The sequence below is a fragment of the Streptomyces sp. NPDC031049 genome (assembly GCF_055571015.1).
On record NZ_JBVIGC010000003.1, the window covers coordinates 184973 to 211827 of the forward strand.

The following is a 26855-nucleotide window of genomic DNA, read 5'->3' on the forward strand; positions in this document are numbered from 1 at the left end:
GCGATTTGAGACTTGGTCCCGCACGACAGCAACGAACAGGGCTCTCGCATCTCGCAAAGCCTCAACCCGTTTGTTCAACGATACGATTCATACGCATGGACACCGACATGCGCGCCCCCGCCGGGGTGAGGCTGAGCGAGGAAGACCGCCGGCTCGTGGGGCTCTGGGCCGCCGACTGCGCCGAGCGGGCGCTGCCCCTGTTCGAGACGGGGAACCCCTCCGACACCCGGCCGCGCGAGGCGATCGAGGGCGTCCGCTCCTACGCCCTCGGCGACCGGCCCAAGGGACGGCTGCGCCCGCTCGCCTGGGCGGCGCTCGCGGCGGCCCGCGAGTCCGCCGATCCCATCGCCACGGCCGCCGCCCGCGCCGCGGGATACGCGGCGGCGAGCCCGTACATCCACGCCCTGGCGACCCCGCACCAGATCCGGCACGTCCTCTACCCGGCCATCCACCAGGCGCTGGCCCGCGAGCACGCGGCCGGCGGCGACCCGGCCGTCGGCGACCGGGAGATCCGCTGGGCGATCGAGCACGCCTCACCGGCGGTGCGCGAGGTCGTCCGGCGCTTCCCGGCCGACCACACCGGCCGCACCCGCCTCGGCGCGCTCCACCGCCGCCTGGACACGGGCCTGCGCCACTGACACCCCCCGGAGCGGCCCGCGGCTCGGCCACTGGCGGCTGAGCGCCCGTGACACGCCGGCGGCGACGGTCGTGGCGGAGAGCAACGCCATTCCGACCGGGACCCAGTGGCGTAAGTCACCGCGGGCCCGTCCTGACCGTCGCCCCGACGGCCTTCGCCGCCTTCGTCGGCTGGGCGGGCACGGCGGCCCGCTGACGGTGCACGCCGTCGCCGGTGTCTACGGAGTCGTCGTCCGGTCGGCGGAGGAGATCGCCTGAGGGGGCGCGGACGCCGGTGCGGGCACCGCCCCCTTCGTCGTCAGGGCCCGCGGGCCCTGGAACACGTACGCCAGGCAGAAGCCCGCGACCACCACCAGCGCGCCCCCGACCGCGTCCAGCACCCAGTGATTGCCGGTCGCGACGATCGCCGCGACGGTGAACAGCGGGTGCAGCAGGCCGAGGGCCTTCATCCACGCCTTCGGCGCGATGATCGCGACGACCAGGCCGCACCACAGCGACCAGCCGAAGTGCAGCGAGGGCATCGCCGCGTACTGGTTGGTCAGCGCGGTCAGCGTGCCGTAGTCGGGCTTGGAGAAGTCCTGCACGCCGTGGACGGTGTCGATGATGCCGAGGCCGGGCATCAGACGCGGCGGCGCCAGCGGGTAGAGCCAGAAGCCGAGCAGGGCCAGCAGGGTCGTGAAGCCCAGCGTCGAGCGGGCCCAGCGGTAGTCGGCCGGACGGCGCCAGTACAGGACGCCGAGGACGGCCAGCGGCACCGCGAAGTGGAACGACGTGTAGTAGAAGTCGAAGAACTGCCGCAGCCAGTCGATCTTCACGACGGCATGGTTGATCGCGTGCTCGATGTCGAGGTGCAGTACGCGTTCCAGGCCGAGGATCTGCCGGCCGTGCTCCTCGGCCCGGTCCCGGCCCCCGGTCGCCGCCAGCCGGACCTGGGAGTAGGCGGCGTAGGTGACGCGGAGCAGCAGCAGTTCCAGCAGGAGGTTGGGCCGGGTCAGCACCCGGCGCAGGAACGGCAGCAGCGGGATGTGCCGGAGGCGGGCCGGGACGGCGGGGGCGTACTCGGTCGGGACCGGGGCCTGGAAGTACGGCGAGGTGCGGGTCAGGAACGGCACGGCGACGGCGGCGGCGAGGGCCGCCAACAGCACCATGTTGTCCCGCAGCGGGTGCAGCGCCGCCATGTTCGGCAGCATCATCTTCGCCGGCAGCGTCATCACCAGGACGACGGCGACCGGCCACACGTACCGGTCGGAGGCGCGCTTGCCGACCCGGCCCACGACCGCCGGGAGCACCCACAGCAGCTGGTGCTGCCAGGTGGTCGGCGACACCGCGACGGCCGCGCAGCCGGTGATCGCCACCGCCAGCAGCAACTGGCCGTCGCGCGCGTAGCGGACGGCGCGGCGCAGGGCGAGGACGGCGACCGCGGCGCCGAGCAGGAGGAAGAGGGCGGTCTCCGGCGGGCCGGTCAGGCCGATCCGCAGCAGGGCGCCGTGCAGCGACTGGTTGGCGAGGTCGTCGGCGGGGGCGCCGAGGCCGACGCCCGCCATGTGGTGCACCCAGTACCGGTAGGAGTCCTGCGCCATCGCCGCCCAGGCGAGCGCGGTGCAGGCGGCGAAGGTCACCCCGGTGGTCACGGCCGCCCGCCGGCGCTCGGTGAACCACAGCAGCGGCACGAAGAGCAGGACGGCCGGCTGGAAGGCGGCGGCCACCCCGATCAGCACACCGCCGGACCGCTGGCCGCGCACGGCGAAGCAGCCCAGCAGGACCAGCAGCACCGGGATGATGCTGGTCTGGCCGAGCCAGAACGTGTTGCGCACCGGCAGCGACAGCATCAGCAGGCTGACGGCGACCGGTGCGGCGAGCAGCGAGGTGCGGCGGCCGACCGGCTGGGGCAGGGCGCGGGCGGCGACCAGGCCGAGGGCGACGACCAGCAGCAGCGTGCCGAAGGTCCAGCCCCAGCCGAGCGCCTGTTCGGCGGCGCGGGTGAAGGGCTTGAGGACCAGGCCCGTGAAGGGTGTGCCGGTGAACGCCGTGGAGTCGTACAGGGAGCCCTCGACGTGCAGCACGCCGTCCGGGCCCACCCAGGTCTCCAGGTCCGTCAGCCGCTCGCCGCGCGGAGTGCCGAGGACCACGGCCAGCTGCCGGGCGGCGAGAACGGCGGCGACCAGCCACAGCCCGAGCCGCACCACGCGCAGACGGCCCGCGTCGGCGGCCGTCGCCGCCAGGACACCCGCCGGACGCCCACTGTGCTCCGCATTCGCCACGCCCCGTCGTCCTCCCGCCCCGTCCGTCCCACGCGTCTGCTGCGCGGAGTGTTTCTGCGAAGCCTATGGCCCGCACCACCCCCGGGGAGAGACGCGAGCCACCCATGCTTCACCTGACGGCCGCCCGCCTTTTGTCCGGAATTCTGTCCGGGCGTCGGGAGGTGGTGCGCCGGGCCCGCTGCCTACGCTGGGCGGGGTGCCGGTGTGGCTGCCGACCGTCGGCGGCGGGCCCCGCCCGGTGCACGAGGGTCATCCGGACACACGAAGGGCAGACGCATGAGCGAGTCGCAGGTCTGGGACGACGTCGACGACTACTTCACCTCCCACCTCGCGCCGGACGACGAGGCGCTCCAGGCCGCGCTGCGCGACAGCGAGGCCGCCGGGCTGCCGCCGGTCAACGTCACCGCCACCCAGGGCAAGCTCCTCCACCTCCTGGCCGGCGTGCAGGGCGCCCGCACCATCCTGGAGATCGGCACCCTCGGCGGCTACAGCACCATCTGGCTGGCCCGCGCCCTGCCCGCCGACGGCCGGCTGGTCTCCCTGGAGTACAACCCGCGCCACGCCGAGATCGCCGTCCGCAACATCGCGCGGGCGGGGCTGGACCGGCTGGTCGACGTGCGGGTCGGCGCGGCGCTGACGACGCTGCCGCAGCTCGCCGACGACAACCCGCCGCCCTTCGACCTGGTCTTCATCGACGCCGACAAGGGCAACAACCCGCACTACCTGGAGTGGGCGCTGCGGCTCACCAGCACCGGCAGCCTGATCGTCCTCGACAACGTGGTCCGCGGCGGCCGGGTCGCCGACGCCTCCGCCACCGCCGACGACGTCCGCGGCACCCGGGCCGCGATCGAGATGATCGGCAGCCATCCGCGGCTCAGCGGCACCGCGATCCAGACGGTCGGCACCAAGGGATACGACGGCTTCGCCGTGGCCCGGGTGCTGGCCTGAGGGAGCCCGTCGCCGCCGCGGGCCGTCACGCGCCGCGCGGCCGTCGCCGTCGCGCGTCGTGACCGTCAGGCCTCGTGGTAGAAGCCGACGTTGACGCTGCGCGGGCCGGTGCGGTCCTGGACGACGACCTCGCCGCTGCCGCCGCCCGGCAGCGCCACCGTGCCGCCGTAGACGAGCGGCTGGGTGTACTCGCCGACGACCAGCCGGACCTCCGAGGAAGGGTCGGCCTGCGAGCCCCGCAGCCAGGTCAGCTGCCAGCCGCGGTCGGGGCCGCAGCGGAACTCCAGGTGCACCCGGGAGACGAACAGCCAGTCGTCCGGCGTCACGAGCCGGCACACGGCGCGGTCCCGGCCCACCCGCAGCACGGCGCCCGGCTCACTGGGCGCCTCGGCCATCTGCATGCCGGCCGTGGCGCCCGCGTCCGCCCCGGAGACGGTGGCCATGGTGAGTTCGAGCACGAGCGCTCCTCCTGAGACGGCCCTGCGCGACGGCCCGGTCGGCCTGCCGCCGCCGCATGATAGATCGGCCGGTGGGGCGCTGTCCGGCACAATGGGCGCATGACCGAGCGAAAGCCACCCGGCGTCGACTTCGAGTCCTTCGTCGACAAGCAGATCCGCGAGGCCGAGGCGCGCGGCGAGTTCGACCGGTTGCCGGGGGCGGGCAAGCCGCTGCCGAGCGACGTGGACGCCACCTATGACGAACTGTGGTGGATCAAGCGGAAGATGGCCCGCGAGGGCGTCTCGGTCCTGCCGCCGGCCCTGGCCCTGCGCAAGGAGGCGGAGGACGCGCTGCTGAAGGCGGCCGACGCGCCGTCGGAGCGGATCGTCCGCAAGATCGTCGAGGAACTCAACGTCAAGATCCGCGACATGCTGCTCAAGCCGCCGCCCGGTCCCCCGCTGGGCCTGAAGCCCTACGACGTCGAAGAGATCGTGGCGGACTGGCGCCGGCGCCGGGCGGACGGCTAGTCCCGGCCCGGCGCCGGCGTCGTCGTCGACTTCACGGCTGTACACGGGGCCGCGGTCGTACGCGGGGCCGCGGTCGTGCGCGGCGGGTCACGCTCACAGGTGCAGCATGCGGTCCGCCAGTTCGCGGTAGTCGCGCAGGGCCAGGCGGAGCTGTTCGGTGTCGGTGCCCGTCGTCGCCTTGTCCTCGCCCGCGGACGAGGCCTGCCACGACATGCGCAGGGTGCGGCGGCGCCGGTTCACGGCGTCCGTGAACCGGGAGGCGATCTCCTCCAGCACCCGGTCGGCCTCCTCGACGGAGGCCCGGGGCGCGTCCACGAACCCGGCGACCGCGTGCTGGAGCCGCTGCCCGAACTCGTCGGACTCCTCGTGCGGGAACAGCGGCGCGTCGGGGCCGGCCGAGGGGGCGGCACGCCCGGCGGCCGTTCCTGAACCCGTTCCCGTGGTGCCCGGGGTGGCGGTGGCCGCCGGGGCGGGCTCGGCTCGGGTGCCGGGTGCGCGGTCCGTGTGGGCGCCGGGTGCCGCCTCGGTGGACTCGGGCGGGGCCGTCGCACCGGCGGTGACCGGAGCGCCGGGGGCCGGTGCGGTGGGGCCGGTGGGAACCGGGGCGCCGGCCGCCGGGAACGGCTCGCCGCGGGCGTCGCGCACCGGGGTCGTGCCCGTGGACGTCTCGCCGCGGGCGTCGGGGGCGGGGCGGCGGCCGGGCTCGTCGGGCGGGCCGCCGGACGGACGGGGGGTCACGTCGGACATGTGCCTCAGCTCTCCTTCGGGTGGCGCCGGCCCAGCGCCCACGGCTGGTGGCCGCGGGACCGGGCACGGCCGTCGCCGTCCGCCCCGGCCCGGTGCCGGCCGCCGTCGTGCCGCGACGGGCGCATCAGGTCCTCGAACAGGGCCCGGGCCTCGACCATGGCCTCACGCAGCTCCTCCGTGCCCGCGCCGCCGGTCTGCCCGCCGGTGCCGGTCTGCCCGCCGGTCTCCCCGTCGCGCGCCGCGCGGTGCACGCGACGGTAGCCGTGGACATGGTGGGCGTGGTGCACGGACAGGGCGGCGAGCTGCTCCTCGTACTGCCCGCCGTCGGGGTAGCCGCGGGCGCCGGCCAGCTCCGCGAGCAGCCGGTCGGCCTCGGCGACCGCCTCGCCCGGGGAGTCGACGAAGCGCTCCTGGGCGGCCGTCCAGCGCGCCTCGTACCGCTCGCGCTCGGCCGGTTCCAGGGGCCTGGTCTCCAGCGACCCGTGCCGCTCGACACGCTCGGCCAGTTCCCGCTCCGCGGCCTTGGTGTCCCCGTCGTGCCGGGCCACGGCCCGGTCGTACTCGGGTCCGAAGCGCTGCTTCAGGTTCCCGCCCCGCGGGCCCCGAGCGCGCAGTGTCAGTACGGCCGCGACGACGATCACGGCCGCCACGATCACGATTGCGATGATCACGCCAGTGGACATGGATGCCTTCCGGGTTCTCGGCCCAACCGGCTCTCCTGGCGGGCCGGTTCGCTGTCCGGGTTGCCCCGGGAACCGCCCGTAAACGGCACTCGGGACGCGCGATCCGCGCACCGGTGCGAAAATACGCTTGCGCCGGGCGGCCGTCCCGCTCCCACAATGCCGGTCATGACCTGGACCATCGCCCCGGAACCGTACGACTCCCCCGCCGCCGCAGCGCTGTGGCGGGCGTACTACACCGAGGTCAGCGACCGCTGGTACCTGCTGCACGAGGGGCGCAGGACCGACCCCGAGGAGCTGGAGCGCGAGATCGCCGCGGAGACCGGCGCGGACCTGGCCCCGCCCGGGGGGCGGCTGCTGGTCGCCCGGTACGACGGAGAGCCGGCCGGCACGGCGGGCGTACGCCTGCTCGACTCCGCGACGGCCGAACTGACCCGGGTCTACGTGGCCGAGGAGCTGCGCGGCAAGGGCGGGGCCCCGCTGCTGGTGGCGGCGGCCGAGGACGCGGCGCGGTCGCTCGGGGCGCGGCGGATGGTGCTGGACACCCGCTCCGACCTGGTCGAGGCCCGCGCCCTGTACGCACGGCTCGGCTACGCGGACACCGAGCCGTACCACGACGGCCCGTACGCCGAGGTGTGGTTCGCCAAGGAGCTCAGCTGAACCCGGAGACCGGGCGCTCCAGGGGCCGGGGATCGCCCATGGGGCGCTCCGCGTCCGAGCCGCACAGCTCCCCGTTCAGCTCCCGCACCAGCAGGACAAGGTCCCTCGGGCGGTCCGGGCCCCACCAGTCGCCGAGCAGCTCGGACAGCGACTCCTCGCGGGCCCGCGCCAGCCGCTCGGCGGCTTCGCGGCCCTGCTCGGTCAGCACCAGGTCCAGTCCCCGGCGCACGGCCAGGTGCCGCACCTCGATCTGCCGGGCGGCCTCCAGGACGACGGTCAGCGGGACCGGGCCGCGCTGGGCGAGCAGCGCCGGTTCGACCCGGCCGTGGCGGCGGATGCGCAGCAGCAGCCAGCTCGCCGCGGGCAGCAGGTCGTACCCGGCGCGCTCGGTGATCTTCCGGTAGACCTCGCGGCGCCCCTCCCGGGTGCCGAGCACCGACAGTGCCCGGCACACCTCGTCGTAGGAGGAGCGCTCCACCGGGTTGCTCGCGAAGGTCTCGGTGCCGTCGGGCGCGGTGACCGAGGCCCGCAGCCGGTCCTCCTTGAGGAACCAGGCCAGGACGAAGGCGAGCAGGGCGACCGGCGCGGCGTAGAGGAAGACGTCGGTGATGGCGGTGGCGTAGGCGTGCACCGCGTCGGGGCGCAGCGCGGGCGGGAGCGCGCCGATGCCGCGCGGGTCGGCCTCCAGCGCGTCCGGGGTGATGCCGGGCGGGAGCTGTACGCCGGCGAAGGCCCGTGTCAGTTCGTCGCCGAGGCGGTGGGCGAAGACGGTGCCGAAGACGGCGACGCCGAAGGAGGCGCCGATGGAGCGGAAGAAGGTCGCGCCGGAGGTGGCGACGCCGAGGTCCTCGTAGGCGACCGCGTTCTGCACGATGAGCACCAGGACCTGCATGACCAGGCCGAGCCCGAGGCCGAAGACGAAGAAGAAGGCGCTCATCACGACGGTGGGGCTGGTCTCGTCGAGCTGGTGGAGCAGCAGCAGGCCGAGCGCGGTGACGCCGGTGCCGGCGATCGGGAAGACCTTCCAGCGGCCGGTGCGGCTGACGATCTGCCCGGAGACGGTCGAGGCCAGCAGCAGGCCGATCACCATGGGCAGCATGTGCACGCCGGACATGGTCGGGGTGACGCCCTGGACGACCTGGAGGAAGGTCGGCAGATAGGTCATCGCGCCGAACATCGCGAAGCCGACGACGAAGCTGATCACGGCGGAGAGGACGAAGGTCCGCAGCCGGAACAGCTTCAGCGGCAGCACGGGTTCGGCCGCCCGGCGCTCCACGGCGACGAAGACGCAGGCCAGCAGCACGCCCAGCACGGCGAGGACGATGATCTGCGGCGAGCCCCAGGGCCAGGTGGTGCCGCCGAGGGAGGCGACCAGGACCAGGCAGGTGGCGACCGAGGCGATGAGGAGGGTGCCGAGGTAGTCGATGACGTGCCGGGTGGTGCGGCGCGGGATGTGCAGCACCGCGGCGATCACGGCGAGCGCGACGACGCCGACGGGCAGGTTGACGTAGAAGACCCAGCGCCAGCTCAGATGCTCGGTGAACAGGCCGCCGAGCAGGGGGCCGAGCACGCTGGTCGCGCCGAACACCGCGCCGAACAGTCCCTGGTACCGGCCGCGGTCGCGGGGCGGCACCAGGTCGCCGACGATCGCCATGGACAGCACCATCAGCCCGCCGCCGCCCAGTCCCTGGAGGGCCCGGAAGGCGATCAGCTCGGTCATGCCCTGCGCCATGCCGCACAGCGCCGAGCCGATCAGGAAGATCACGATGGCGGCCTGGAACAGCCGCTTGCGCCCGTACTGGTCGCCCAGCTTGCCCCACAGCGGGGTCGCGGCGGTCGCGGCCAGCAGATACGCCGTGACCACCCAGGACAGATGGTCCATGCCGCCGAGATCACTGACGATGGTGGGCAGCGCGGTCGCCACGATGGTCTGGTCGAGGGCGGCGAGCAGCATGCCGAGCAGCAGGGCACCGATGGAGACGAGGACGTTGCCGGGGACGTGCCCGTCGGCCGACTGCGGGGGGTCGCCGGCGTCCGCGGCGGTCCCGGCGGCCGTGGTGGTCCCGGCGGCCGTGGTGGGGCCGCTTGCCCCGCCTGCCCCGGTGGTCCCGGTGGAGCCGCTCGCCCTGGTGGCCCGAGTGGAGCCGGTGGAGCCGCTCGGCCTGATGGCCCCAGCGGCCCCGGCGGCCCCCTCCCCGGTTTCCCCGGGTTCCGCCCCACCGGCGGCGGTCGTCTCGTGCGCTTCGTCGGCCATACGGCCTCCCGAGGTTCTCGTCACCTGTCCCTCGAGGTCGGTGTGACCCGTTATGGCCGGTTCACTCCTCCCGGGAGGCGGTGCGGAATCGACCGGAGGCCGACGTTCCGGGGGTCGCGGGCGCCGGGTCGTGGAGAAGGTCTGCATAATCTCTGGAGTTCGCGAGGGGACGCGAGCGGGGGGAGGGACGAGATCCATGGAGCATCCGGAAGGGCCCGGTAAGCCTCGGCCGCCGGGCCGTCCGTGCCCGCAGTGCGGGGCAGCCCGGCAGCCCGACAACACCCCTGCCTGCGGCTGCGGCCCCCGCGCGTCGGACGCACTGCGCAAGGCCCGTACGGCCGAGGCGGCAGCGGCGGAGGACTTCGACCCCCTGCGCATCCGGCCGTACGTCGAGCTGGAGGGGGCGCCGGAGGCCGACACGGAGGACGCCCACCCGCAGAACACCACCGCGGGCACCCGGGAGGGCCACGCCATGGACACCCCCGAGGGCCTCGCCGCAGGCGCCCCGGAGGGCCACGCCGTAGGCACCCCCGAGGGTGGCGCCATGGACACCCCGGGGGATTACGCCGCAGGCCCCCCGAACGGCCGCGCCGCAGGCGCCCCGAGGGGCCGCGCCATGGGCACCCCCGAGGGCCGCGCCGACGGCGGCCCCGCACCGGCCTCCGACGCGACGATGCCGCTGCGCGCCGTCGGGGCCGACGCGTCCGGCGACGCCACCGCCCCTTCCCCTTCCCTGCCCACTCCACTGGCCCCGCCGGCCGCCTCGCCCAGCGCGACCGACCTGTCGCTCTTCGACACGGCGCCGCCCCCGCGGACCACCGGCCCGGACGCCGGCCGGCACGGACCGGCCCCCCGCCCCGCACGCCGCCGGCGCGGCGCACTGCTGGGCGTCGCGGGCGCGGTCGTGGCCGTACTCGGCGCGGCCGGGTACGCCGGCGGGCTGTTCTCGTACGAAACGCCGTCCCGCGACGGGGCGTCGGCGAAGGAGGTACGGGCGGAGGTACCGGAACCGTCGGCCGACACGCCCTCGGCCGGCCCGACGCCGAGCACCGCGTCCGCGTCCCCCACGTCGGCGTCGCCGTCCCCGTCCGTCTCCGCCTCTCCGAGCGCGAGCCCGTCGCCGTCGCCGTCCGCGTCGGCGCCGAGCGCCTCGCCGTCGCCGTCCCGGTCGGCGGAGCCGACGCAGAGCGCGACGACCGCCCGCGCGGAGGACCCGGGGCAGGATTCCGGCGACCGGCACGGCCGGGGCGGCGGGGACGACGACCGCGACCACGGAACGGTCCTGCGCCGCGGCGACAGCGGCCCGGAGGTCACCGAGCTACAGCACCGCCTGCGTCAGCTCTACCTCTACGTGGGCGACGTCGACGGCCACTTCGACCGCGAGGTCGAGGACGCCCTGCGCAACTACCAGTGGGCCCGCGGCATCCGCTCCGACGACCTCGGCGAGTACGGCCCGGAGACCCGGAGCCGCCTGGAGTCGGAGACGCGCGAGCCGTGACGCCCCGCGGCTCCGCGATCAGCCGGAGCCGGTGATGTGGAGGCGGATCGTGCCGTCCCCCACCGTCTCGACGCGCACCTGCGTCAGGTCGCGGACCAGCGCGTCCGGTCCGTAGAAGCCGGCGCGGTCGCCGACGCCCACCACCTGCATGCCGGCGGCGCGCGCGGCGGTGATGCCGGCGGCGGAGTCCTCGAAGGCGACGCAGTCGGCCGGGGCGACGCCCAGTTCGGCGGCGCCCTTGAGGAAGCCCTCGGGGTCGGGCTTGCTGGCGCCGACCGACTCGGCGGTGATCCGCACCTCGGGCAGCGCCAGCCCCGCGGCGCCCATCCGGGCGGTGGACAGCGCGACGTCGGCGGAGGTCACCAGGGCGTGCGGGAGCCCCCGCAGCGAGGCGAGGAACTCCGCGGCGCCCGGGATCTCGACGACGCCCTCTGTGTCGGCGGTCTCCTCGGCGAGCATGCGGGCGTTGTCGGCGTGGTTCTGCTCCATGGGCCGGTCGGGCAGCAGCAGCGCCATGGACGCGTAGCCCTGCCGCCCGTGGACCACCTTCATCACCTCGTCGCCGTCCAGGCCGTGCCGGTCGGCCCAGCGCCGCCAGACGCGCTCGACCGAGGCGTCGGAGTTGACGAGGGTGCCGTCCATGTCCAGCAGCAGGGCACGGGCGGTGAGAACGGTGGCGGTGGCCGTCATCGGCAGACTCCAAGACACGGGAGAGGGACACAGGGGCGGTGTCCCCGGGTACAAGGCGGCTCCGCCCGCCGGTCAGGGAGAGCGGGCGGAAGCCACTTTGTTTCTCTACGGTACAAAACAGGTCCGGGGTAGCGCCAGCGGGCGGGGACATCGTTCATCCGGCGTTCGGCTCCCACCGGGCCGCGGGCCCGGCCGCCGGGCGGCCCGGCCGCCGGGCGGCCCGGCCGCCGGGTCACCCGGCCACCGCCTCCCACAGGCTCCACACGCCCAGCCCGAGCATGAGCAACGCCGCGATCTGCGTGATCAGCTTCAGCGGCACCCGCTTCATCAGCGCCTTCCCGCCGACGATGCCGAGCCCGGCCACCGCCCACAGGGCGAGTACCGCACCCAGGCCGACGGAGAGCGGATCGTCGTAGCGGGCCGCCAGGTTGGCCGTCATGATCTGCGTGAGATCGCCGAACTCGGCGACCAGGATGAGCATGAAGCCCGCCCCGGAGACCTTCCAGAAGGACTGGTTCTCCGGCTTGCGGACCTCCTCCTCGTCCTCGTCCTTCTTCATCAGCAGCACCGCCGCGCCACCGAGGAACAGCACCCCGGTGATGGCGTGCACGATCTGCTGCGGCAGCAGCGTCAGCACGCTGCCGGCCGCGACGGCGAGCGCGACGTGCAGCGCGAAGGCGGCGGCGACACCGGCGAAGACGTAGCTCGCCCGGTAGCGGGTGCCGAGGACGAGTCCGGCCAGGGCGGTCTTGTCCGGCAGTTCGGCGAGGAAGACGACGCCGAACACGAGCGCCGTCACGGTCAAGCTGATCAACGGGTCCTCAATCGGTCGGGGCCGCCCCACCGAGAGTGCTGGATCCTGCGACGCGACACCTCGGCACGGCAGCACACGGGCACCCGCGCCACGGGCACGGGTGTGCACTGCTTGCCGAAGGTCTCGCTGGCCGGCCTCGCGCACGAGACCCGCCTCCGGGCGCCGGCTCAGCGAGCTGAGCAGTATGTCGACGGTCCGGCGAAGAGCTACTCCCCTTCTGCGCCGTCCATCGTACGCGACGCCCCGGACGACCGTGCAGGGGCCGAAAGTCCCGGTCCGCCCCCTCGTCACCGCGCCGAAACGATTTCCCGTCGACCCATAGACGCGACATGTACGCGTCACTAGCTTCTTACCGACCGCACACCCGTGCGCAACGCGGCGTCGCGAGCATTCCCCTGCTCGCGCCCGAAAACCCCACCCCCACGAGGGAGTTCACATGCCCAAGTTCTACGCGCGTCGACGGTTCGGCATCGTCGCGGCGCTCACCGGAACCCTGGCCTCCGTGGCGCTCGCGGGCGCCCCGTCCGCCTCCGCCGCGCTCCCCACCCCGATCAGCGGGGCCACCGCCCGCAGCTATCTCGCCTCCCTCACCGTGAAGACGGAGAATCGTTCCGGCTACGACCGCGACCTCTTCCCGCACTGGTCCACCGTCAGCGGCGCCTGCAACACCCGCGAGACGATCCTCAAGCGCGACGGCGTGAACGTCGTCACCAACTCCTCGTGCGCCGCCGTCAGCGGCAGTTGGTACTCCCCCTACGACGGTGCCACCTGGTACGCCGCCTCCGACGTCGACATCGACCACCTCGTGCCGCTCGCCGAGGCCTGGGACTCCGGCGCCGGCAGCTGGTCGACCTCCCGGCGCGAGGCCTTCGCCAACGACCGGACCCGCCCGCAGCTCCTCGCGGTCACCGACAACGTCAACCAGGCCAAGGGCGACCAGGACCCGGCCACCTGGATGCCCGCCCGGTCCGCCTACCGCTGCACCTACGTCCGCGCCTGGGTGCAGGTGAAGCACTACTACGGCCTCTCCGTCGACTCCGCCGAGAAGTCCGCGCTCCAGAACCACCTGGCGAGCTGCTGACCGACGCCGCCGAGCGAGCCCCGGGCACACACCGATCGGCGCGGAACCTCCCCGTCGGCCTCCGTCGTTCCGTACGGTACGGGGCGACGGAGAAGGGGAGGATCATGCCGGACCTGCGCCTGGGACCACTGCTGAGATACGCCGACGGGTCGTCCGCGACCGTCTGGGTCGAGGCGAGCCGCCCGTGCGCGGCCGAGGTGCGCTGCGCCGACGGCGGCGCCGGCACGGCCCGCACCTTCCAGGTCGCGGGCCACCACTACGCCCTGGTCGAGGTGGCCGGCCTGACCCCGGGCACCTCCACGGCGTACGAGGTGTTCCTGGACGGCACGCGCGTGTGGCCGCTGCCCGACTCTCCCTTCCCGCCCTCCGTGATCAGCACCCCGGACGAGACCGGCGGCCTGCGCGTCGCCTTCGGCTCCTGCCGCTGGGCCGCACCGCCGCCCGGCGACGACGACCCGGTCGGCCCGGACGCGCTGGACACGCTGGCCGCCCGCATGGCCGCCGACCCCGCGGGCGAGCGGCCCGACCTGCTGCTGCTCCTCGGGGACCAGGTCTACGCGGACGAGATCTCCGACGCCACCCGCCGCTGGCTCGCCGCCCGCCGCGACCTGAGCGAGCCGCCGGGCGCCGAGGTCGCGGACTACGAGGAGTACACCCGGCTCTACTACGAGTCCTGGCTCGACCCCGAGGTGCGCTGGCTGCTGTCCACGGTGCCGAGCTGCATGATCTTCGACGATCACGACGTCGTCGACGACTGGAACACCTCCGCCGCCTGGCTCGCCGACATGCGGGCCACGAACTGGTGGCGCGAGCGGCTGCTGAGCGGCCTGATGTCCTACTGGGTCTACCAGCAGCTCGGCAACCTCTCCCCGGCCGAGCTGGCCGCCGACCCGCTGTACGCCGCCGTCCGGGCCACGCCCGACGGCACCGACGCGCTGCGCACCTTCGCCGCGCGGGCCGACGCCGACGCCGCCTCCGTCCGCTGGAGCTACCGGCGCGACTTCGGCCGGGTCCGGCTGCTGATGGTGGACACCCGCGCGGCGCGCGTCCTGGCCGAGGACCGCCGCGCGATGCTCGACCCCGGCGAGGCCCTGTGGCTGCGCGACCAGTTGCTCGACGGCCGCGGCGACGACGGGTCCGCCGCCTACGACCACCTCCTGATCGGCTCCTCGCTGCCCTGGCTGCTCCCCCACCTCGTGCACGACGTCGAGGGGTGGAACGCCGCCCTGTGCGCGGGCGAGCGCGGGCCCCGCTGGGCGCGGTTCGGCGAGAAGCTGCGGCGCGCCGCCGACCTGGAGCACTGGGCCGCCTTCCCGTCCTCCTTCGACGCCCTGGCGGACATGATCGCCGAGGTGGCCGCGGGGCCGGGGGCGCCCGCGACGGTGTGCGTGCTCTCCGGGGACGTGCACCACGCGTACGTGGCCGAGCCCACCTGGGCCGACGGCACGACCCCGGCGGCGCGGGTGGTGCAGCTGACCTGCTCGCCCGTCCACAACTCCGTGCCGGCCTCCATCCGCCTCGGCTTCCGCTTCGGCTGGAGCGCCCCGGCGCGCGCCCTGGGCCGGTTCTTCGCCCGGCACGGACGGCTGCGACGGCCGACGGTGCGCTGGCGCAAGAGAGGCGGCCCCTGGTTCGGCAACCAGCTCATGACCCTGACCCTGCGCGGGCGTTCGGCCCGGCTGCGCCTGGAGCGGGCCCGGACCGGGCGCGGCGGGCCGGCCCTGCGGCAGGTGGGAGAGACGGAGCTGTCGCCGCCGTCGCCGCCGTCCCGCTGAGAACCCCGAATCCTCGCCCCCGGCACCGGTCGCCCGGGGCGAAGCCCGACCAAGATGTTGAAGTTGCAAGTATTGGTTAGGTTCCCCTAACGTGAGCTCCCTCGGTTCCGTCCTCCCCAGCGACCGGTCCCCACGGCCGGTCCGACCGAAGGAGCACCCCCACATGACCGGACGCCTGGACAGCGCCCAGCCCTACGCCGTCGGCCTGTTCCGCATCGTCGTCGGCCTGCTCTTCACCTGCCACGGCGCCATGAGCCTGTTCGGCGTGCTCGGCGGCGCGGACGGCAGCGGCGGCACCGTCGGCACGGGCACCTGGCCGTACTGGTACGCGGCCGTGATCGAACTCGTCTGCGGCAGCCTCGTCGTGCTCGGCCTGGGCACGCGGGCCGCCGCCTTCCTCGCCTCGGGCTCGATGGCGTACGCCTACTTCACGGTCCACCAGCCCGAGGCGCTGTGGCCGATACAGAACAGCGGTGAGGGCGCCGCCCTGTTCAGCTGGGCCTTCCTGCTGCTGGTCTTCACCGGCTCCGGCGCCTTCGGCCTGGACCGCCTCCTCGCCCGGCGCGACTCCGGGCGCAAGGGCGCGACCGGGGAGCAGACGCCGGTCACCGCCTGAGCCGACCGCGAAGGTGCCCTCCCGCGCGTTCCGTCGTCCGGTACGCGCGGGAGGGCGCCGCCGCCTCCGGCCGGGTCAGCGGACCGACCGGAACGGCACGGTGAAGCACGCGATCCGGGCCCCGAAGTTGCCCGGCTCGTCGTGGATGACGACGGAGTTGGCCTGCCCCGGCCGGAAGCCCCAGTCGTGGTGGGCGCGGGCCCGGCCCTCACCGTCGGGGCCGGGGGTGAAGTCGAGCCAGACCTCGTTGCGCGGGTTGGCCGCGCGGGGGTCGTCGGACGGCTTGTGCTGGTAGTGCCCGCCCGCGGCGGACGGGTCGTCACCGCAGGGCCTGCGGTGCACGTGCACGCCGTACGCGTGTCCGGGCTTCAGGCCCTTCACCCGCAGTTTGACCGTGGTGCTGCCGCTGTCGGCGGTGCGCTGGCGCACCTCGATCCACGCGCCGGCGGGGACCAGTCCCTCGTCGTACGTCACCGCGAGCGGCGTGCCGTGCGTGCCGGCCCGCTCGAAGCGGGCGTCCGAGCGCAGCGAGACGCCGTCGGTGCCGCCGCTCGCCAGCACGGCCGCGGCGACCACGCCCGCGCATATTCCTGCCACCATGATGTGTTCCGTTCCTCGTCGGCAGTGTTGCCGGTGTGTCGGTGTGTCGGTCGGCTCCGGGCGCGGTGACGCCCCCGTCGCGCTCCCCCACCGTCGTTGCTACGGGACACCGGCCCCCGCCGCCCTCCGGGGAGCGGCAGCCGGGTGAACACTCCGTGGCGGTCGTCCGAGCCCCCTGTGAACCCTCTGTCACAGCCCGGGCGTACGCTGTATGGCTGTCATGGCCGCCCCAGCCGCTCCCCGCGCGTCGCGGCCGGCCGGCCGACGGGGGAGTCACGGGGAGTCGCGGTGTTGGAGAGTGTGGGGTCGCTGGTCAGCAGCCCGTGGATCTATGCCTTGGTGGCCCTCTCGGTCCTCCTCGACGTGTTCCTGCCGATGCTGCCGAGCGGGGTTCTGGTGATCACCGCGGCCACGGCGGCGGCAGCGGGCACGGCCGCCGGCACCGGCGCGGCCACGGCCCCGGTCCCCGAGGACGTCCCCGACATCCTGGCCCTGACGCTCTGCGCCGCCACCGCCTCCGTCCTCGGCGATCTGGTGGCCTACCGCCTCGCCTGGCGGGGCGGGCCCCGGCTGGACCGCGCGATCGCCCGGTCCCGCCGGCTGACCACGGCGCAGGAACGTCTCGGCGGTGCCCTGGCCCGCGGCGGCGGCGCACTCGTCGTGCTGGCCCGCTTCGCCCCGGCCGGCCGCTCCGTCGTCTCCCTCGTCGCCGGCACCGCTCGCCGCCGGGCCCGCGACTTCCTCCCCTGGTCCGCGCTGGCCGGCCTGTCCTGGGCCGGCTACAGCGTCGCCCTCGGCTACTTCGGCGGCCAGTGGCTGGGCGCGACCTGGCTGGCGACCGGGGTGTCCCTGGCCGCGCTGTTCGCGGCGGGGGCGGGCGCGGCGTACGTGATGCGCCGGCAGCCACCGGCGGCCGAGGCCCCGTAGCGCGGGCAGGCACGCCCGGGGCCGGGGACGCGGAGGCCACGGCCCCCCGGGGGCTCCCGGGGACGCGGAGGCGCGCCGCTCCCGGGGACGCGGAGGCGCGCCGGGGCGTCTCCGGCAGGCGTCAGCCCGCCCGGCGCGCCCCGGCGCCGCGGACCTCCAGGCCGGCCAGCAGTTCGGCCGTGGCCTCGGCGATCGCGTCCACCGCCTGTTCGAACACCTCGCGGTTGTGCGCGGCCGGGGCCCGGAAGCCGGAGACCTTGCGCACGTACTGGAGGGCGGCGGCCCGGATCTCCTCCTCGGTGGCCTCGTCGGCCAGCACGGGCGGGCGAAGGGTCTTGATGCTGCGGCACATGACCCCAGTCTCACCCCGGCCCGGGCCGCGCGGCACCCGTTCGGGTGAACCCCGGAAAGGAGCCCGCGGAACGCGCACCTCAAAATCGAACAGGAGTATCATTGGGCCGTGGCTACGACCTATGACTTTCCGAGTGACCTCCTCGCCGGTCAGGAGGAACTGCATCAGGTCCGGGCCGAGCTGTCGGCCCTGCTGAAACGGCTCCCCTGGTCCGTCGAACCCGTGGACGGCTTCACCGACGACACCGGCTGGCGCAAGGTCGAGCGCCCCGCCTCGCCGGGCTGGTCGGAGGACGAACAGGCCGAGGTGGAGAAGCTGCGGCGGCGGGAGCGCGAGCTGGCGGTCTTCGTCAGCACCCACCGGTACTGGTCGGAGTTCACCGGTCCGGACGCGGTGGACGCCCGCAGCCGGCTCAAGCACGCCCACGAGGCCCCGCCCGAGGAGGGTTCCGGGCGGGGCTCGTGAACCCGTGCGAGGGTGACCGTCCGGACGGCGGACAGGTCCGGACGGTCACTCATGCCGGTCGGTCACGGCGCTCGCGCCGGCCGGCTGGTGCGGGTGGCTCTCAGTTCGCGCCGAGGAGGTCGTTCATCTCCTCGATCTCGGCCTGCTGGGCGCGGACGATGTCCTCGGCCATGGCCTTGGCGGGTCCGTAGCGGCCCTTGTCCCGCTGGGTCGTGGCCATCTCGACGGCGCCCTCGTGGTGCTCGACCATCAGGGCCAGGAACAGCCGGTCGAAGGCCTCGCCCTCGGCCTTGCCCAGTTCCTCCATGTCCTCGGCGTCCATCATCCCGGGCATCCCGCCGTGACCCCCGTGTCCCGACGCGTGCGCGCCGGACGCCGGGTCCGTGGCCTCCGGCACGTCCTCGCCCCAGGACTTCAGCCAGCCGCTCATGGTCCGGATCTCCGGGTCCTGCGCCTTCTCGATGCGGGAGGCGAGGTCCTTCACCTCCGGCGAGGCGGAGCGGCCGGCGGCGAGCCGCGCCATCTCCAGGGCCTGCCGGTGGTGCGGGATCATGCCCTGCGCGAAGGTGACGTCCTGGGCGTTGTGCGCGCCGTCCTCGGCGCCGGTGCCCGCCGAGGCCGTGGCGGTCGCGCTCGCGGACGCCGAGCCGTGGCCGGCGTGCCCGTCGCCGGCGCCCGTGCCGCCGCCGCTGCCGCCGCAGGCGGCGAGGAGCAGGGCGGTGCCGGCCGCCGCGACCGCGAGGGCGGCGCGGCGGGCCCGGGTACGGGCGATGTGCACGTGAGTGTGGGTGTGCGTCATGCGTGAACTCCTGCTGAGGGAAGGGATTTTCGACAGGTGGCAGCATCGCGCCCGCCGGGGCGCGGTGCGGCGGCGGTGTCTAGATCCGCAGGAGTTGGAGTTCCGCCAGGGAGGGCGGGGCGCGGGCGCCGTCGGGCGCCTCGGCAGCGTACGGCCGTACGGTCTCGGTGCCCGCCACGGCCGGGACCGGGTCGGGGACCAGCGCGGGAAGCGCCGGCCCGCCGCTCACCGCCCCGGAGGCACAGGTGCCGTCCGCGTGCCGGACGTGCCCGCCGCCGCCGTGGCCGTCGTCGGCACAGGCGCGGTGGTCCGCGGCGCCGGCCGCGGGACCGGAGCCGTCGTGAACGGAACCGGAACCGTCGTGCGGACGGGGAGCGCCGTGGGCGTGGGCCCCGGTGGGGGCGTGGGCGCCGGTGTGCGGGCCGGAGGGGCCGGGCAGGGCGCCGCCGGGGGCGAGTCCGTGCATGGCCAGCAGTCCCGCCAGCAGCCCGAGCACGGACACGGCCCGCCACCACCGCGTCGGCGGCCGGCGGTCGCGCTGCCCGGGACTGATCACGGGCCCATCCTACGGATGGCACGAGAAGAGGCCCCCGGGAGGTCACCCGGAGGCCTCTGCACCGACGTCCGGCCTAACGTCCGGCGTCGGTCCTGGTGGGCGCGGACGGTTTCGAACCGCCGACATCCTGCTTGTAAGGCAGGCGCTCTACCCCTGAGCTACGCACCCAGGACGAGTCGACAGCCTACATTGCCCGGGGCACTGCCCCGCAAACCCCGCGGGCGGCCGGCACCGGCTCCGCCTGGGGTTAACCCCACCCCCGATCCGGTAGCGTCCCGGATCCCCCGCGGCGTCCCCGCTCCGTACGGTCGAGGAGTCCGGTCGCACCGCGTTCCGCGTGGGCACGGCCGGGCTCGCCGTCCGTCAGCAGGGGGAAAACCGCCATGACCGCCACGCCCGCCCGTACCCGCACCGTTCCCGCCCGCGCGCTCGCCGTCACGGGCGCCGTCGCCGTACTCGTCGCGGGTCTGGGCGCCTGTGCCTCCCCCTCGGACGACACCGACCCCGAGCACCGGTCCTTCGCGCTCCAGGGCCGCACCCTCACCGTCGACGCCGACGACTCGGCGCTGGAGATCGTCGCCGCGGACGGCAACGAGGCGGGCCGGGTCTCGGTCACCCGGTGGTGGCAGGGCTCGGTCGCGATCGGTGACGAGCCCGAGGTGACCTGGAAGATGGACGGCGACCGGCTGGTGCTGCGGATGCACTGCTCCGGCGTGGTCGCCGACTGCGCCGCCCGGCACCGCGTCGAGGTGCCCCGCGGCGTCGCCGTCGAGGTGGACAGCGACGACGGCAGCGTACGGGCGCGGGGGCTGCGGGACGCCCTGGCCGTCCGCACCAAGGACGGCTCCGTGCACGTCACCGACTCCACCGGACCGCTTCGGCTGCGCAGCGACGACGGCTCCATCCGCGCGGAGGTCTCCGCACGCACCGTCAGGGCCCACACCCAGGACGGCTCCGTCCGCCTCGAACTCGGTGCCGTGCCCGACCTCGTGGAGACCCGCAGCGCCGACGGCTCGGTCACCGTCGAGCTGCCCCGCGCCACCTACCGGGTGTCGGCCGACACCGACGACGGCGCGGTGGACGTGTCCGTGCCCAGGGACGACACCGCCTCCCACGTGGTGAACGCCCGTAGCGGCGACGGGAAAGTCACGGTGCGTACGGCGAACTGACCGGGCCGTGTGTTCGTCCCTAACGGGTGGGAGAATGAACCCGGGCAGGGCGGACGACACGGGAGAGGGATGTGACGGCGACACCATCGCAGCCGGAACCGCCGCCGATGATGCCGTGCGCGCCTTCCCCACGGTCGGGGCCACGCGCCGCGGGCCGTGAGCCCGGGCCGCTCAGGTCGCCCCGGCCGCTCAGGTCGCTCCCGTCGCCCCACGCGGCGCCGCCCTCGCGCGAGCCGCAGCCACCGATCCCACGGTCGGCCCCGTCACCGGTCCCGCGGTCGGCCTCACCGTCGGAGTCAGAGGCGGCGTCGGCGTCGGCAGCGGGAGGACCGTCGGTGCGGCGGGGAGCGTCGGGCGGCGCGTTCGGGGCCCGGCGTCGTCGGCGGCGGAGCGGTGCGCCGGGTGGCACGCTGGCGCTCATGGGCCTGCCGCTGGTCGCCGTCCTCCTGCTGCCCGCCGCGTTCGCCGGCGGCGGCACCCGGCGCTGGTTCGGCGGCCGGGCGGAGAGCCAGCGGGCGGAGGCCCAGGCCGCCAAGGACGCCGCCGCCGCGGCCTTCTACGAGCTGGACACCGCCCAGCGCGACCTGCGGATCTCCATCGAGACCATCACGGCCGTCGACGACTCCCCCGCCGCCCGGCGCGCGGTCGAGGACTTCGCCGCCCTCGGCCGGCGCATCGACGAGGTCAGCCACCGCTACATCACCGCCGTCGACGCCCACGACCTGGACCGGGACGACCTGGAGGCCTCCGCCGCCTCCCGCGCCCGTACCGAGCTGACCGCCGCCAGGGACGAGCTGGCCCGGGTCAAGCAGGAACTCGACCGCTTCGCCGAGGGGCTCGGCCCGCTGATCGGCAAGGCCGAGACCCAGCTGGCCCGGCTCGCCCCCGCCGTCGAACGCGCCCGGCAGTCCCTGCTCGCCGCCTCCAACGCCCTGGACTCCGCCCGCGGCGCGGGCCTCAAGGCGGACGACCTCGCCGCCCGGCTCGCCCGGCTGGGCCCGGAGCTGACCAAGCTGAACCAGGGCGCGGGCCGGCACGGCGTACCGCAGACCCTGGAGCGGGCCGAACGGGTCACCCGGGAGGCCGAGGCGGTCCGTGCCGAGGCGGAGCGGCTGCCGGAGCGCGCCGCGGAGATCAGCACCCGGCTGGTCTCGCTGCGCACCCGCGCCCAGGCCCTCACCACCCGGGCCGAGCAGGTCGAACCGGTCCTCAGCGAGCTGCGGCGGCGTTTCACCGTCGCCTGCTGGCAGGACCTCCAGCACGTGCCGGAGCAGGCCGCCGAGAGCGTCCGGCAGGCCGAGCGCAAGCTGGCCGAGGCGCAGACGGCCCGCGACGACCAGCGCTGGCCCGACGCGACCGCGCTGCTGTCGACCGTCCGCGCCCTGCTGAACTCCACCGACGAGGCGGTGTCGGCCGCCGGCGACCGGCTGCGGCAGCTGAACGCCGTGCAGAAGGACCCGCAGCAGGAGATCGAGCGGACCCGGTTCGCGATCCGCGACGCCCAGCGGCTGGCCATGGCCGGCCGCAACACCCCCGACCCGCGGCACGCGCGCCCGCTCGACGAGTCGGTGGCCCGGCTGGAACGCGCCGTCGCCACGCTGGAAGGGCGGCACCCCGACTACTGGCACTTCCTGACGGAGACCGAGGCGGTCCGGCGGACGGTGGCCCGCGTGGTCACCCAGATCCGCGAGGAACGCGGCGCCGGACACTGACCCGGGACCGGCCCCGTCCCGCGCGGACCGGCCCCGTCCCGGGCGAGGACGGGCGCCGGCCTGGGCGGGGACGGGCCCCGGCCCGGTTGCGGGCCCGGCCGCGCCCGGAGCGGGCGGTTTCCGGTCTGGGGCGAGCCCGGCGGGGGCGGTTAACCTGTGCGCATGCCTCGCTACGAGTACCGCTGCCGCAGCTGCGGCGACACCTTCGAACTGAGCCGTCCCATGGCGGAGTCCTCCGCCCCCGCCCCCTGCCCGGCGGGGCACGACGACACGGTGAAGCTCCTGTCGACGGTCGCGGTCGGCGGCTCGTCCACCGCGTCCGCCCCGGCACCCCCGTCGGGCGGCGGAGGCGGCTGCTGCGGGGGCGGCTGCTGCGGCTGACGGCCGGGACCCGCCGGCCGGCGGACGTGCTCCGCCGGAATCCCCTCCTCAGGTTCCCTTCAGGTCCGGTTTCCTAGCCTGGCCGTATGACGGCCGCACCCCAGTGGATCAACGACCTGATGGACACGCTCGGCGCACCGGGCGCCGGCATCGCCATCGCGCTGGAGAACCTGTTCCCGCCCCTGCCGAGCGAGGTGATCCTGCCGCTCGCCGGATTCGCGGCGAGCTCGGGACGGATGGACCTGCTCGCGGTCCTGCTGTGGACGACGGCGGGATCGGTGATCGGCGCGCTCGCCCTGTACGGGGTGGGGGCGCTGCTCGGCCGGGACCGCACCCTGGCGATCGCGGCCCGGCTGCCGTTGGTGAAGGTGGCCGACATCGAGAAGACGGAGGCCTGGTTCCAGCGGCACGGCACCAAAGCCGTGTTCTTCGGCCGGATGATCCCGATCTTCCGCAGCCTGATCTCCGTGCCGGCCGGCGTCGAGCGGATGCGGCTGCCGGTGTTCCTCGGCCTGACCACGCTGGGCAGCGCCATCTGGAACACCGCGTTCGTGCTCGCCGGCTACGCCCTCGGCGACAACTGGTCCCAGGTCACCAGCGTCGCCTCCGCCTACTCCAAGGTGGTCCTGGGCTGCGCCGCCCTGGCCCTGCTGGCGTTCGTCGCGGTGCGGCTGCTGCGGCCGGGCGCCGGCCGGCGCAGGCGGGGCGGACGCGACCCCCGCGAGGACCGGCCGGCCACCCACGCCGACACCACCGGCACCCACGCCACCGGCGCCCACGCCGACACCACCCGGTACGCCGGCGCCGGCGCCCGGCGCCGCCACTGAGCCGCCGCCGTCACCCGGACGAGCGGGCCGTCCTCAGGAACTCCCGCAGAATCCGCTCACCGGCGAGCACCCCGCGCTCGGGCAGGGCGCTGATCGCCGGTGCCGTCCAGCCGGCGTCCGCCAGCTCCCCGTGGCCCGGGCGCCAGCCCCGGTCCGCCGCGAGCAGCAGATCGGCGTCGAGGAGGGAGTCCCCGGCGGCGAGGGTGAGCCCCGCGCCCGTGCGGCGGGCGACCTCGCGGACGGCCGCGCTCTTGGTCAGCGGCTGGGGAACGGCGTAGAGCTTGCGGCCCTGGAGGGAGACCGTCCAGCCGCGGTTCTCGGCCCACACGGCGAGTTCCTTCACCCAGTCCTCGGGCAGCAGCTCGCGTTCGACGACGAGGTAGGCGAAGAGGTCCTCGGCGGTGCGGTGCTTGCGCACCCACACCGGATCGGCGGTCCGCATCAGGTGTTCCTGCACCTCGTGCAGCGAGGCGCACTCGTCGGCCAGCCGGGCGGTCACCCGGGCGTGCCAGTCCCGGTCGGTCTCCCCGTCCACCAGCAGATGGCCGCCGTTGGCGCAGATCGCGTACGCGGGCGGCGGGCCCGGCAGGTTGATGCGCTGGTACTGCTTGCGGGTCCGGGTCGTGGCCGGCACGAACACGGCGGCGCCGCCCAGCTCGGTGAGCAGCCGGGCGGCCGTCTCGGTCAGGTAGGACAGCGGCCTGCTCTCGTGGACCTCCACGCACAGCAGCCGGGGGGCGCGGGCGTCGGGCATGGTCAGCGCCAGCGCGGCGGCGGAGTAGATGAGCGTCCGGTCGAGGTCGCTCGCGACGAGCACGGTCATCAGGCCGTCACCGCCTTGCCGTCGGCGCCGGTCGCCCCGCGCGTGTACTGCGGGTGGATCAGCCCGACGCAGGTGTAGGGCAGGCCGTCGACCTCCTCCACGGGCACCCCGCGCTGCTCGGCCAGCAACCGGACGTGGTCCAGGTCGCGGCCGGCGCCGGTGCGGGCCAGCACCTTCCACGGCACCCGGCGCAGCAGCACGCGCGTGGTCTCGCCGACGCCGGGCTTGACGAGGTTGACGTTGTCGATGCCGTACTCGGCGCTGATGCGTTCGACCGCCGCCCAGCCCTCCCAGGTGGGGGTGCGGTCGGTGGCGAGGAGTTCCTTGGCGTGGGCCTCGGCGGCGTCCACGACGTCGCCGAAGCGGGCGGAGACGGTGTCGAGGAAGACCGGCGACAGGTCGGCGGCGGCGAGTTCGCGGTAGAACTTCGCGCCGTGGAAGTCGTGCGGGCCGACCAGGTCGGCGCGGAGCACGGTGCGCGAGATCAGTCCCGAGACGGTGGAGTTGAGGCAGGCGGAGGGGATGAGGAAGTCGTCGCGGGTGCCGTAGGTCCGCACGCAGGAGCCGGGGTCGGCCAGCACGGCGATCTCCGGGTCGAAGCCGGTGACGCCGTCGGAGGCCTCGAACGCGCGCAGGGCGTCGGCGAGTTCGCGGGTGATGGCGCCCTTGCCGGTCCAGCCGTCCACGAAGACGACGTCGGCGGGGTCGTGGTGGCGGGCCAGCCAGCGCAGCGCGTTGGCGTCGATGCCGCGCCCGCGGACGATGGACACGGCGTAGTGCGGCAGGTCCAGGCCGTGCCGGTACTGCGCCCAGCGGCGCATCAGGATGCCGACGGGCGTGCCCGCGCGGGCGAGGGAGACCAGCACGGGCCGCGGTGACCTCTCGGCGAGCACCAGTTCGGTGACGGTGCCGACGGCCCGCGCCAGCCGGGCGGCGGACGCCTGGAGCGCGGAGTGGAACAGCCGCTGGTACTCCTCGCTGGGCTGGTACTCCACGGGCAGCGACTCGGCGTAGTGCGCGCCGCCGCTCTGGATGGCCTCCTCGCGTTCCTCGGTCGGCGCCTCCAGCGTCACGTCCGAGAGGTCCTGGAGCAGCCAGCCGACCTCCTCGCGCGCGTACGAGGAGAAGGCGGGGCCGCGGAGGGGCTCGGGCAGCATGGCGGGCCTTTCGGGGGCGGACGGCCGTCCGGGTGCGGACGGTGCTCCGGGGGCGGGTGCGCCCGGGACGTACGACGGGACGACCGCGAGCAGGACGTGCGGGACGTGGGCGGCGAGCCGGGCCAGCAGGCCGTCCGGCGCGTGCAGCGCGGGGGTGTCGGCGTGGCCGTCCACGACGGCGACGACGGTGTCGAAGCCGCCTCCGGCGACGTTGTAGGCGTAGCGGTCGCCGGGTCCGTCGGCGGGGTCGTCGTGGGCGGGGAAGACCAGCCGGGTGCGGATCGCGTAGCCGGGGTCGTCCACGGCGAGGACGGGTGAGCGGGTGGTGGTGGAGTAGCGCACCTCGGCGCCGGCCGTGCGCTCCAGCTCGCAGGCCAGGCGCAGCGGGGCGTACATCAGCTCCTCGCAGCCGAGGACGAGGACGCGGCGCGCGCCGGCGGGCAGGGCCCGTGCCAGGCGGGCGGCCATCGCGGGCAGGGCGGCGTCGAGGCGGGCGCGGTGGGAGGGCGTGAAGCCGTGCCGTCCGCCGTCGGGGAGGCCCGGGGGCCAGTGCAGATCGACGCGCCGGACCTCGCCGCGGGGGCCGGGGGCGACGTCCGGGCGGGGGTCCTCCGCGGCCGGTCGTGACGGCACGGCGTTCGCCGCGGTCGCCGCGGGTCCGGCACCGCCCGGGGTGCCCGTGGCGGCCCGCTCGTACCGCGCCACCAGCTCCTGCCCCTTCTCCAGCACGCCCTCCGGCAGCCGTACCGTCCCGGATGCGGCCGTGACCAGGTCCACGCGGGCGCCGATCTCGCGGGCGAACTCCTCGAGCCGTCCGGCGTCGGCGGGCGAGCGCGTGTCGACGAGGGCGACGACGACGTACCGCTCGCGGGGGTAGCGCTCGTGCAGGGCGCGGACGGTGTTGAGGACGGTGTTGCCGGTGGAGAACTCGTCGTCGACCAGGACCAGCGGCCCGGAGCCGGCCAGCAGGCCGGGGTCCTCGGGCAGCAGCAGGTGGGAGGTGGCGTGGGAGTGGGACTCCTCGAAGCCGCCCGCCCGCGCCACGCCGGGCACCGGGCGGCGGGTGGAGTGCAGGCAGACGGCGGTGCCGAGGCCGTCGGCGACGCAGTGGCCGAGGCCGGTGGCGGTCTCCGCGTAGCCGAGGACGACGGCGCGGGCGGCCTCCCCGGCGCCGAGCAGCTCGCGGACCCGCCGGCCCAGCTCGAGGCCGTGGCCGCGGACCACGGCGGGTGACTGGGGGACGTGCTTGCCCAGCACCTGGGAGACGAGCAGGTGCGCCCGCTTGGGGTTGCGGCGCAGGGCGAGCCCGAGCAGGCCGCGGAGCCGCTCGTCACCGGTCAGCTCGACGCCGAGGCGTTCGGCGACCCAGCTGCCGGACCAGACCTCGGCCGGCCCGCCCGCGGGTGCGCCCTCTTCGCCCATGTGCTCGTGCCTCCCGGTGTCGCCCTCGTGCCCGGCGCCG

At 75.1% G+C, this 26855-nt stretch carries 27 protein-coding genes and 1 tRNA gene; 14 read left to right on the plus strand and 14 right to left on the minus strand.

The features are described from left to right. Positions 1 to 95 precede the first annotated feature (95 nt). On the plus strand, positions 96 to 638 hold the full coding sequence (locus ACZ45Q_RS06490; protein WP_468255802.1) for a putative immunity protein: 543 nt from the start codon (positions 96 to 98) through the stop codon (positions 636 to 638). 216 nt (positions 639 to 854) lie between these two features. On the opposite strand, the gene ACZ45Q_RS06495 is transcribed toward ACZ45Q_RS06490, so the two are convergent. Beyond that, positions 855 to 2897 (minus strand): bifunctional glycosyltransferase 87/phosphatase PAP2 family protein, encoded by a 2043-nt coding sequence (locus ACZ45Q_RS06495; RefSeq protein WP_468255805.1) that lies wholly within the window; start codon positions 2895 to 2897, stop codon positions 855 to 857. Positions 2898 to 3173: 276 nt separating this feature from the next. On the opposite strand from ACZ45Q_RS06495, the gene ACZ45Q_RS06500 reads away from it, so the two are divergent. Beyond that, positions 3174 to 3845, plus strand: coding sequence for an O-methyltransferase (locus ACZ45Q_RS06500; RefSeq protein ID WP_468255807.1), 672 nt, complete (start codon positions 3174 to 3176; stop codon positions 3843 to 3845). A 65-nt stretch (positions 3846 to 3910) separates the two neighbouring features. On the opposite strand, the gene ACZ45Q_RS06505 is transcribed toward ACZ45Q_RS06500, so the two are convergent. Continuing rightward, positions 3911 to 4303, minus strand: coding sequence for an FHA domain-containing protein (locus ACZ45Q_RS06505; RefSeq protein WP_468255809.1), 393 nt, complete (start codon positions 4301 to 4303; stop codon positions 3911 to 3913). A gap of 99 nt (positions 4304 to 4402) precedes the next feature. Between ACZ45Q_RS06505 and ACZ45Q_RS06510 the strand changes: the two genes are divergently transcribed. Next, positions 4403 to 4810 (plus strand): DnaJ family domain-containing protein, encoded by a 408-nt coding sequence (locus tag ACZ45Q_RS06510; protein WP_468255812.1) that lies wholly within the window; start codon positions 4403 to 4405, stop codon positions 4808 to 4810. Between the two features lie 93 nt (positions 4811 to 4903). Here ACZ45Q_RS06510 and ACZ45Q_RS06515 read toward each other — a convergent pair whose 3' ends face one another. Both ACZ45Q_RS06515 and ACZ45Q_RS06520 read right to left on the minus strand, forming a co-directional pair. After that, the gene (locus ACZ45Q_RS06515; RefSeq protein ID WP_468255814.1) at positions 4904 to 5557 is read right to left on the minus strand and encodes a hypothetical protein; all 654 of its coding nucleotides are present in this window, start codon (positions 5555 to 5557) and stop codon (positions 4904 to 4906) included. A gap of 5 nt (positions 5558 to 5562) precedes the next feature. Next, positions 5563 to 6240: a hypothetical protein gene (locus ACZ45Q_RS06520; RefSeq protein ID WP_468255817.1), complete on the minus strand. Its 678-nt coding sequence runs from the start codon at positions 6238 to 6240 to the stop codon at positions 5563 to 5565. Positions 6241 to 6396: 156 nt separating this feature from the next. On the opposite strand from ACZ45Q_RS06520, the gene ACZ45Q_RS06525 reads away from it, so the two are divergent. After that, positions 6397 to 6897 (plus strand): GNAT family N-acetyltransferase, encoded by a 501-nt coding sequence (locus ACZ45Q_RS06525; protein ID WP_468255819.1) that lies wholly within the window; start codon positions 6397 to 6399, stop codon positions 6895 to 6897. Here the strand turns inward: ACZ45Q_RS06525 and ACZ45Q_RS06530 are convergent. Further along, on the minus strand, positions 6890 to 9151 hold the full coding sequence (locus ACZ45Q_RS06530) for a DHA2 family efflux MFS transporter permease subunit (RefSeq protein ID WP_468255821.1): 2262 nt from the start codon (positions 9149 to 9151) through the stop codon (positions 6890 to 6892). The two genes, ACZ45Q_RS06525 and ACZ45Q_RS06530, sit on opposite strands and share 8 nt — an antisense overlap. 196 nt (positions 9152 to 9347) lie before the next feature. Between ACZ45Q_RS06530 and ACZ45Q_RS06535 the strand changes: the two genes are divergently transcribed. After that, positions 9348 to 10649 (plus strand): peptidoglycan-binding domain-containing protein, encoded by a 1302-nt coding sequence (locus ACZ45Q_RS06535; protein WP_468255823.1) that lies wholly within the window; start codon positions 9348 to 9350, stop codon positions 10647 to 10649. An 18-nt stretch (positions 10650 to 10667) separates the two neighbouring features. Here the strand turns inward: ACZ45Q_RS06535 and ACZ45Q_RS06540 are convergent, their stop codons facing one another. Together ACZ45Q_RS06540 and ACZ45Q_RS06545 are read right to left on the minus strand one after the other, a co-directional pair. Continuing rightward, complete coding sequence (locus ACZ45Q_RS06540; protein WP_468255826.1) at positions 10668 to 11339, minus strand: HAD-IA family hydrolase; 672 nt, start codon at positions 11337 to 11339, stop codon at positions 10668 to 10670. Between the two features lie 232 nt (positions 11340 to 11571). Further along, positions 11572 to 12153, minus strand: a complete 582-nt coding sequence (locus ACZ45Q_RS06545; protein ID WP_468255828.1) for a TMEM165/GDT1 family protein — start codon at positions 12151 to 12153, stop codon at positions 11572 to 11574. A 436-nt stretch (positions 12154 to 12589) separates the two neighbouring features. Here ACZ45Q_RS06545 and ACZ45Q_RS06550 point away from each other — a divergent pair, with 436 nt between their 5' ends. The 3 genes from ACZ45Q_RS06550 to ACZ45Q_RS06560 all read left to right on the plus strand — a co-directional run bounded on the left by ACZ45Q_RS06550 (position 12590) and on the right by ACZ45Q_RS06560 (position 15625). After that, positions 12590 to 13234: an HNH endonuclease family protein gene (locus ACZ45Q_RS06550; RefSeq protein ID WP_468255830.1), complete on the plus strand. Its 645-nt coding sequence runs from the start codon at positions 12590 to 12592 to the stop codon at positions 13232 to 13234. A 104-nt stretch (positions 13235 to 13338) separates the two neighbouring features. Beyond that, positions 13339 to 15009, plus strand: coding sequence for an alkaline phosphatase D family protein (locus ACZ45Q_RS06555; RefSeq protein WP_468255833.1), 1671 nt, complete (start codon positions 13339 to 13341; stop codon positions 15007 to 15009). Positions 15010 to 15172: 163 nt separating this feature from the next. Then, positions 15173 to 15625: a DoxX family protein gene (locus ACZ45Q_RS06560; protein WP_468255836.1), complete on the plus strand. Its 453-nt coding sequence runs from the start codon at positions 15173 to 15175 to the stop codon at positions 15623 to 15625. Positions 15626 to 15700: 75 nt separating this feature from the next. Here ACZ45Q_RS06560 and ACZ45Q_RS06565 read toward each other — a convergent pair whose 3' ends face one another. Then, a complete protein-coding gene (locus ACZ45Q_RS06565) occupies positions 15701 to 16225 on the minus strand; it encodes a superoxide dismutase family protein (RefSeq protein WP_468255839.1) in 525 nt (174 codons plus the stop codon). Between the two features lie 288 nt (positions 16226 to 16513). On the opposite strand from ACZ45Q_RS06565, the gene ACZ45Q_RS06570 reads away from it, so the two are divergent. After that, entirely contained in the window at positions 16514 to 17152 is a 639-nt protein-coding gene (locus ACZ45Q_RS06570) for a DedA family protein (RefSeq protein ID WP_468255842.1), read from the plus strand. Between the two features lie 121 nt (positions 17153 to 17273). On the opposite strand, the gene ACZ45Q_RS06575 is transcribed toward ACZ45Q_RS06570, so the two are convergent. Continuing rightward, positions 17274 to 17504: a DUF2277 domain-containing protein gene (locus ACZ45Q_RS06575; protein ID WP_468255844.1), complete on the minus strand. Its 231-nt coding sequence runs from the start codon at positions 17502 to 17504 to the stop codon at positions 17274 to 17276. Between the two features lie 108 nt (positions 17505 to 17612). Between ACZ45Q_RS06575 and ACZ45Q_RS06580 the strand changes: the two genes are divergently transcribed. Beyond that, entirely contained in the window at positions 17613 to 17969 is a 357-nt protein-coding gene (locus tag ACZ45Q_RS06580; RefSeq protein WP_468255847.1) for a hypothetical protein, read from the plus strand. A 100-nt stretch (positions 17970 to 18069) separates the two neighbouring features. On the opposite strand, the gene ACZ45Q_RS06585 is transcribed toward ACZ45Q_RS06580, so the two are convergent. From ACZ45Q_RS06585 to ACZ45Q_RS06595, 3 genes are all read right to left on the minus strand, one after another. Then, positions 18070 to 18768 (minus strand): DUF305 domain-containing protein, encoded by a 699-nt coding sequence (locus ACZ45Q_RS06585; protein WP_468255849.1) that lies wholly within the window; start codon positions 18766 to 18768, stop codon positions 18070 to 18072. Positions 18769 to 18847: 79 nt separating this feature from the next. Then, a complete protein-coding gene (locus ACZ45Q_RS06590) occupies positions 18848 to 19324 on the minus strand; it encodes a DUF6153 family protein (protein ID WP_468255852.1) in 477 nt (158 codons plus the stop codon). 93 nt (positions 19325 to 19417) lie between these two features. Next, positions 19418 to 19492: transfer RNA gene (locus ACZ45Q_RS06595), tRNA-Val, on the minus strand. A gap of 215 nt (positions 19493 to 19707) precedes the next feature. Between ACZ45Q_RS06595 and ACZ45Q_RS06600 the strand changes: the two genes are divergently transcribed. The 4 genes from ACZ45Q_RS06600 (at position 19708) to ACZ45Q_RS06615 (ending at position 23413) form a co-directional block, all read left to right on the plus strand. Then, positions 19708 to 20493 (plus strand): DUF4097 family beta strand repeat-containing protein, encoded by a 786-nt coding sequence (locus tag ACZ45Q_RS06600; protein WP_468255854.1) that lies wholly within the window; start codon positions 19708 to 19710, stop codon positions 20491 to 20493. Positions 20494 to 20912: 419 nt separating this feature from the next. Continuing rightward, complete coding sequence (locus ACZ45Q_RS06605; protein WP_468255856.1) at positions 20913 to 22205, plus strand: hypothetical protein; 1293 nt, start codon at positions 20913 to 20915, stop codon at positions 22203 to 22205. Positions 22206 to 22367: 162 nt separating this feature from the next. After that, positions 22368 to 22586: an FmdB family zinc ribbon protein gene (locus ACZ45Q_RS06610; RefSeq protein ID WP_468255859.1), complete on the plus strand. Its 219-nt coding sequence runs from the start codon at positions 22368 to 22370 to the stop codon at positions 22584 to 22586. An 86-nt stretch (positions 22587 to 22672) separates the two neighbouring features. Further along, positions 22673 to 23413, plus strand: a complete 741-nt coding sequence (locus ACZ45Q_RS06615) for a DedA family protein (protein WP_468255861.1) — start codon at positions 22673 to 22675, stop codon at positions 23411 to 23413. A 10-nt stretch (positions 23414 to 23423) separates the two neighbouring features. Here ACZ45Q_RS06615 and ACZ45Q_RS06620 read toward each other — a convergent pair whose 3' ends face one another. Together ACZ45Q_RS06620 and ACZ45Q_RS06625 are read right to left on the minus strand one after the other, a co-directional pair. After that, positions 23424 to 24236 (minus strand): HAD family hydrolase, encoded by an 813-nt coding sequence (locus ACZ45Q_RS06620; RefSeq protein WP_468255863.1) that lies wholly within the window; start codon positions 24234 to 24236, stop codon positions 23424 to 23426. After that, a complete protein-coding gene (locus ACZ45Q_RS06625; protein ID WP_468256466.1) occupies positions 24236 to 26815 on the minus strand; it encodes a phosphoribosyltransferase in 2580 nt (859 codons plus the stop codon). Before ACZ45Q_RS06625 ends, ACZ45Q_RS06620 begins: the two co-directional genes overlap by 1 nt. Positions 26816 to 26855 lie beyond the last annotated feature (40 nt).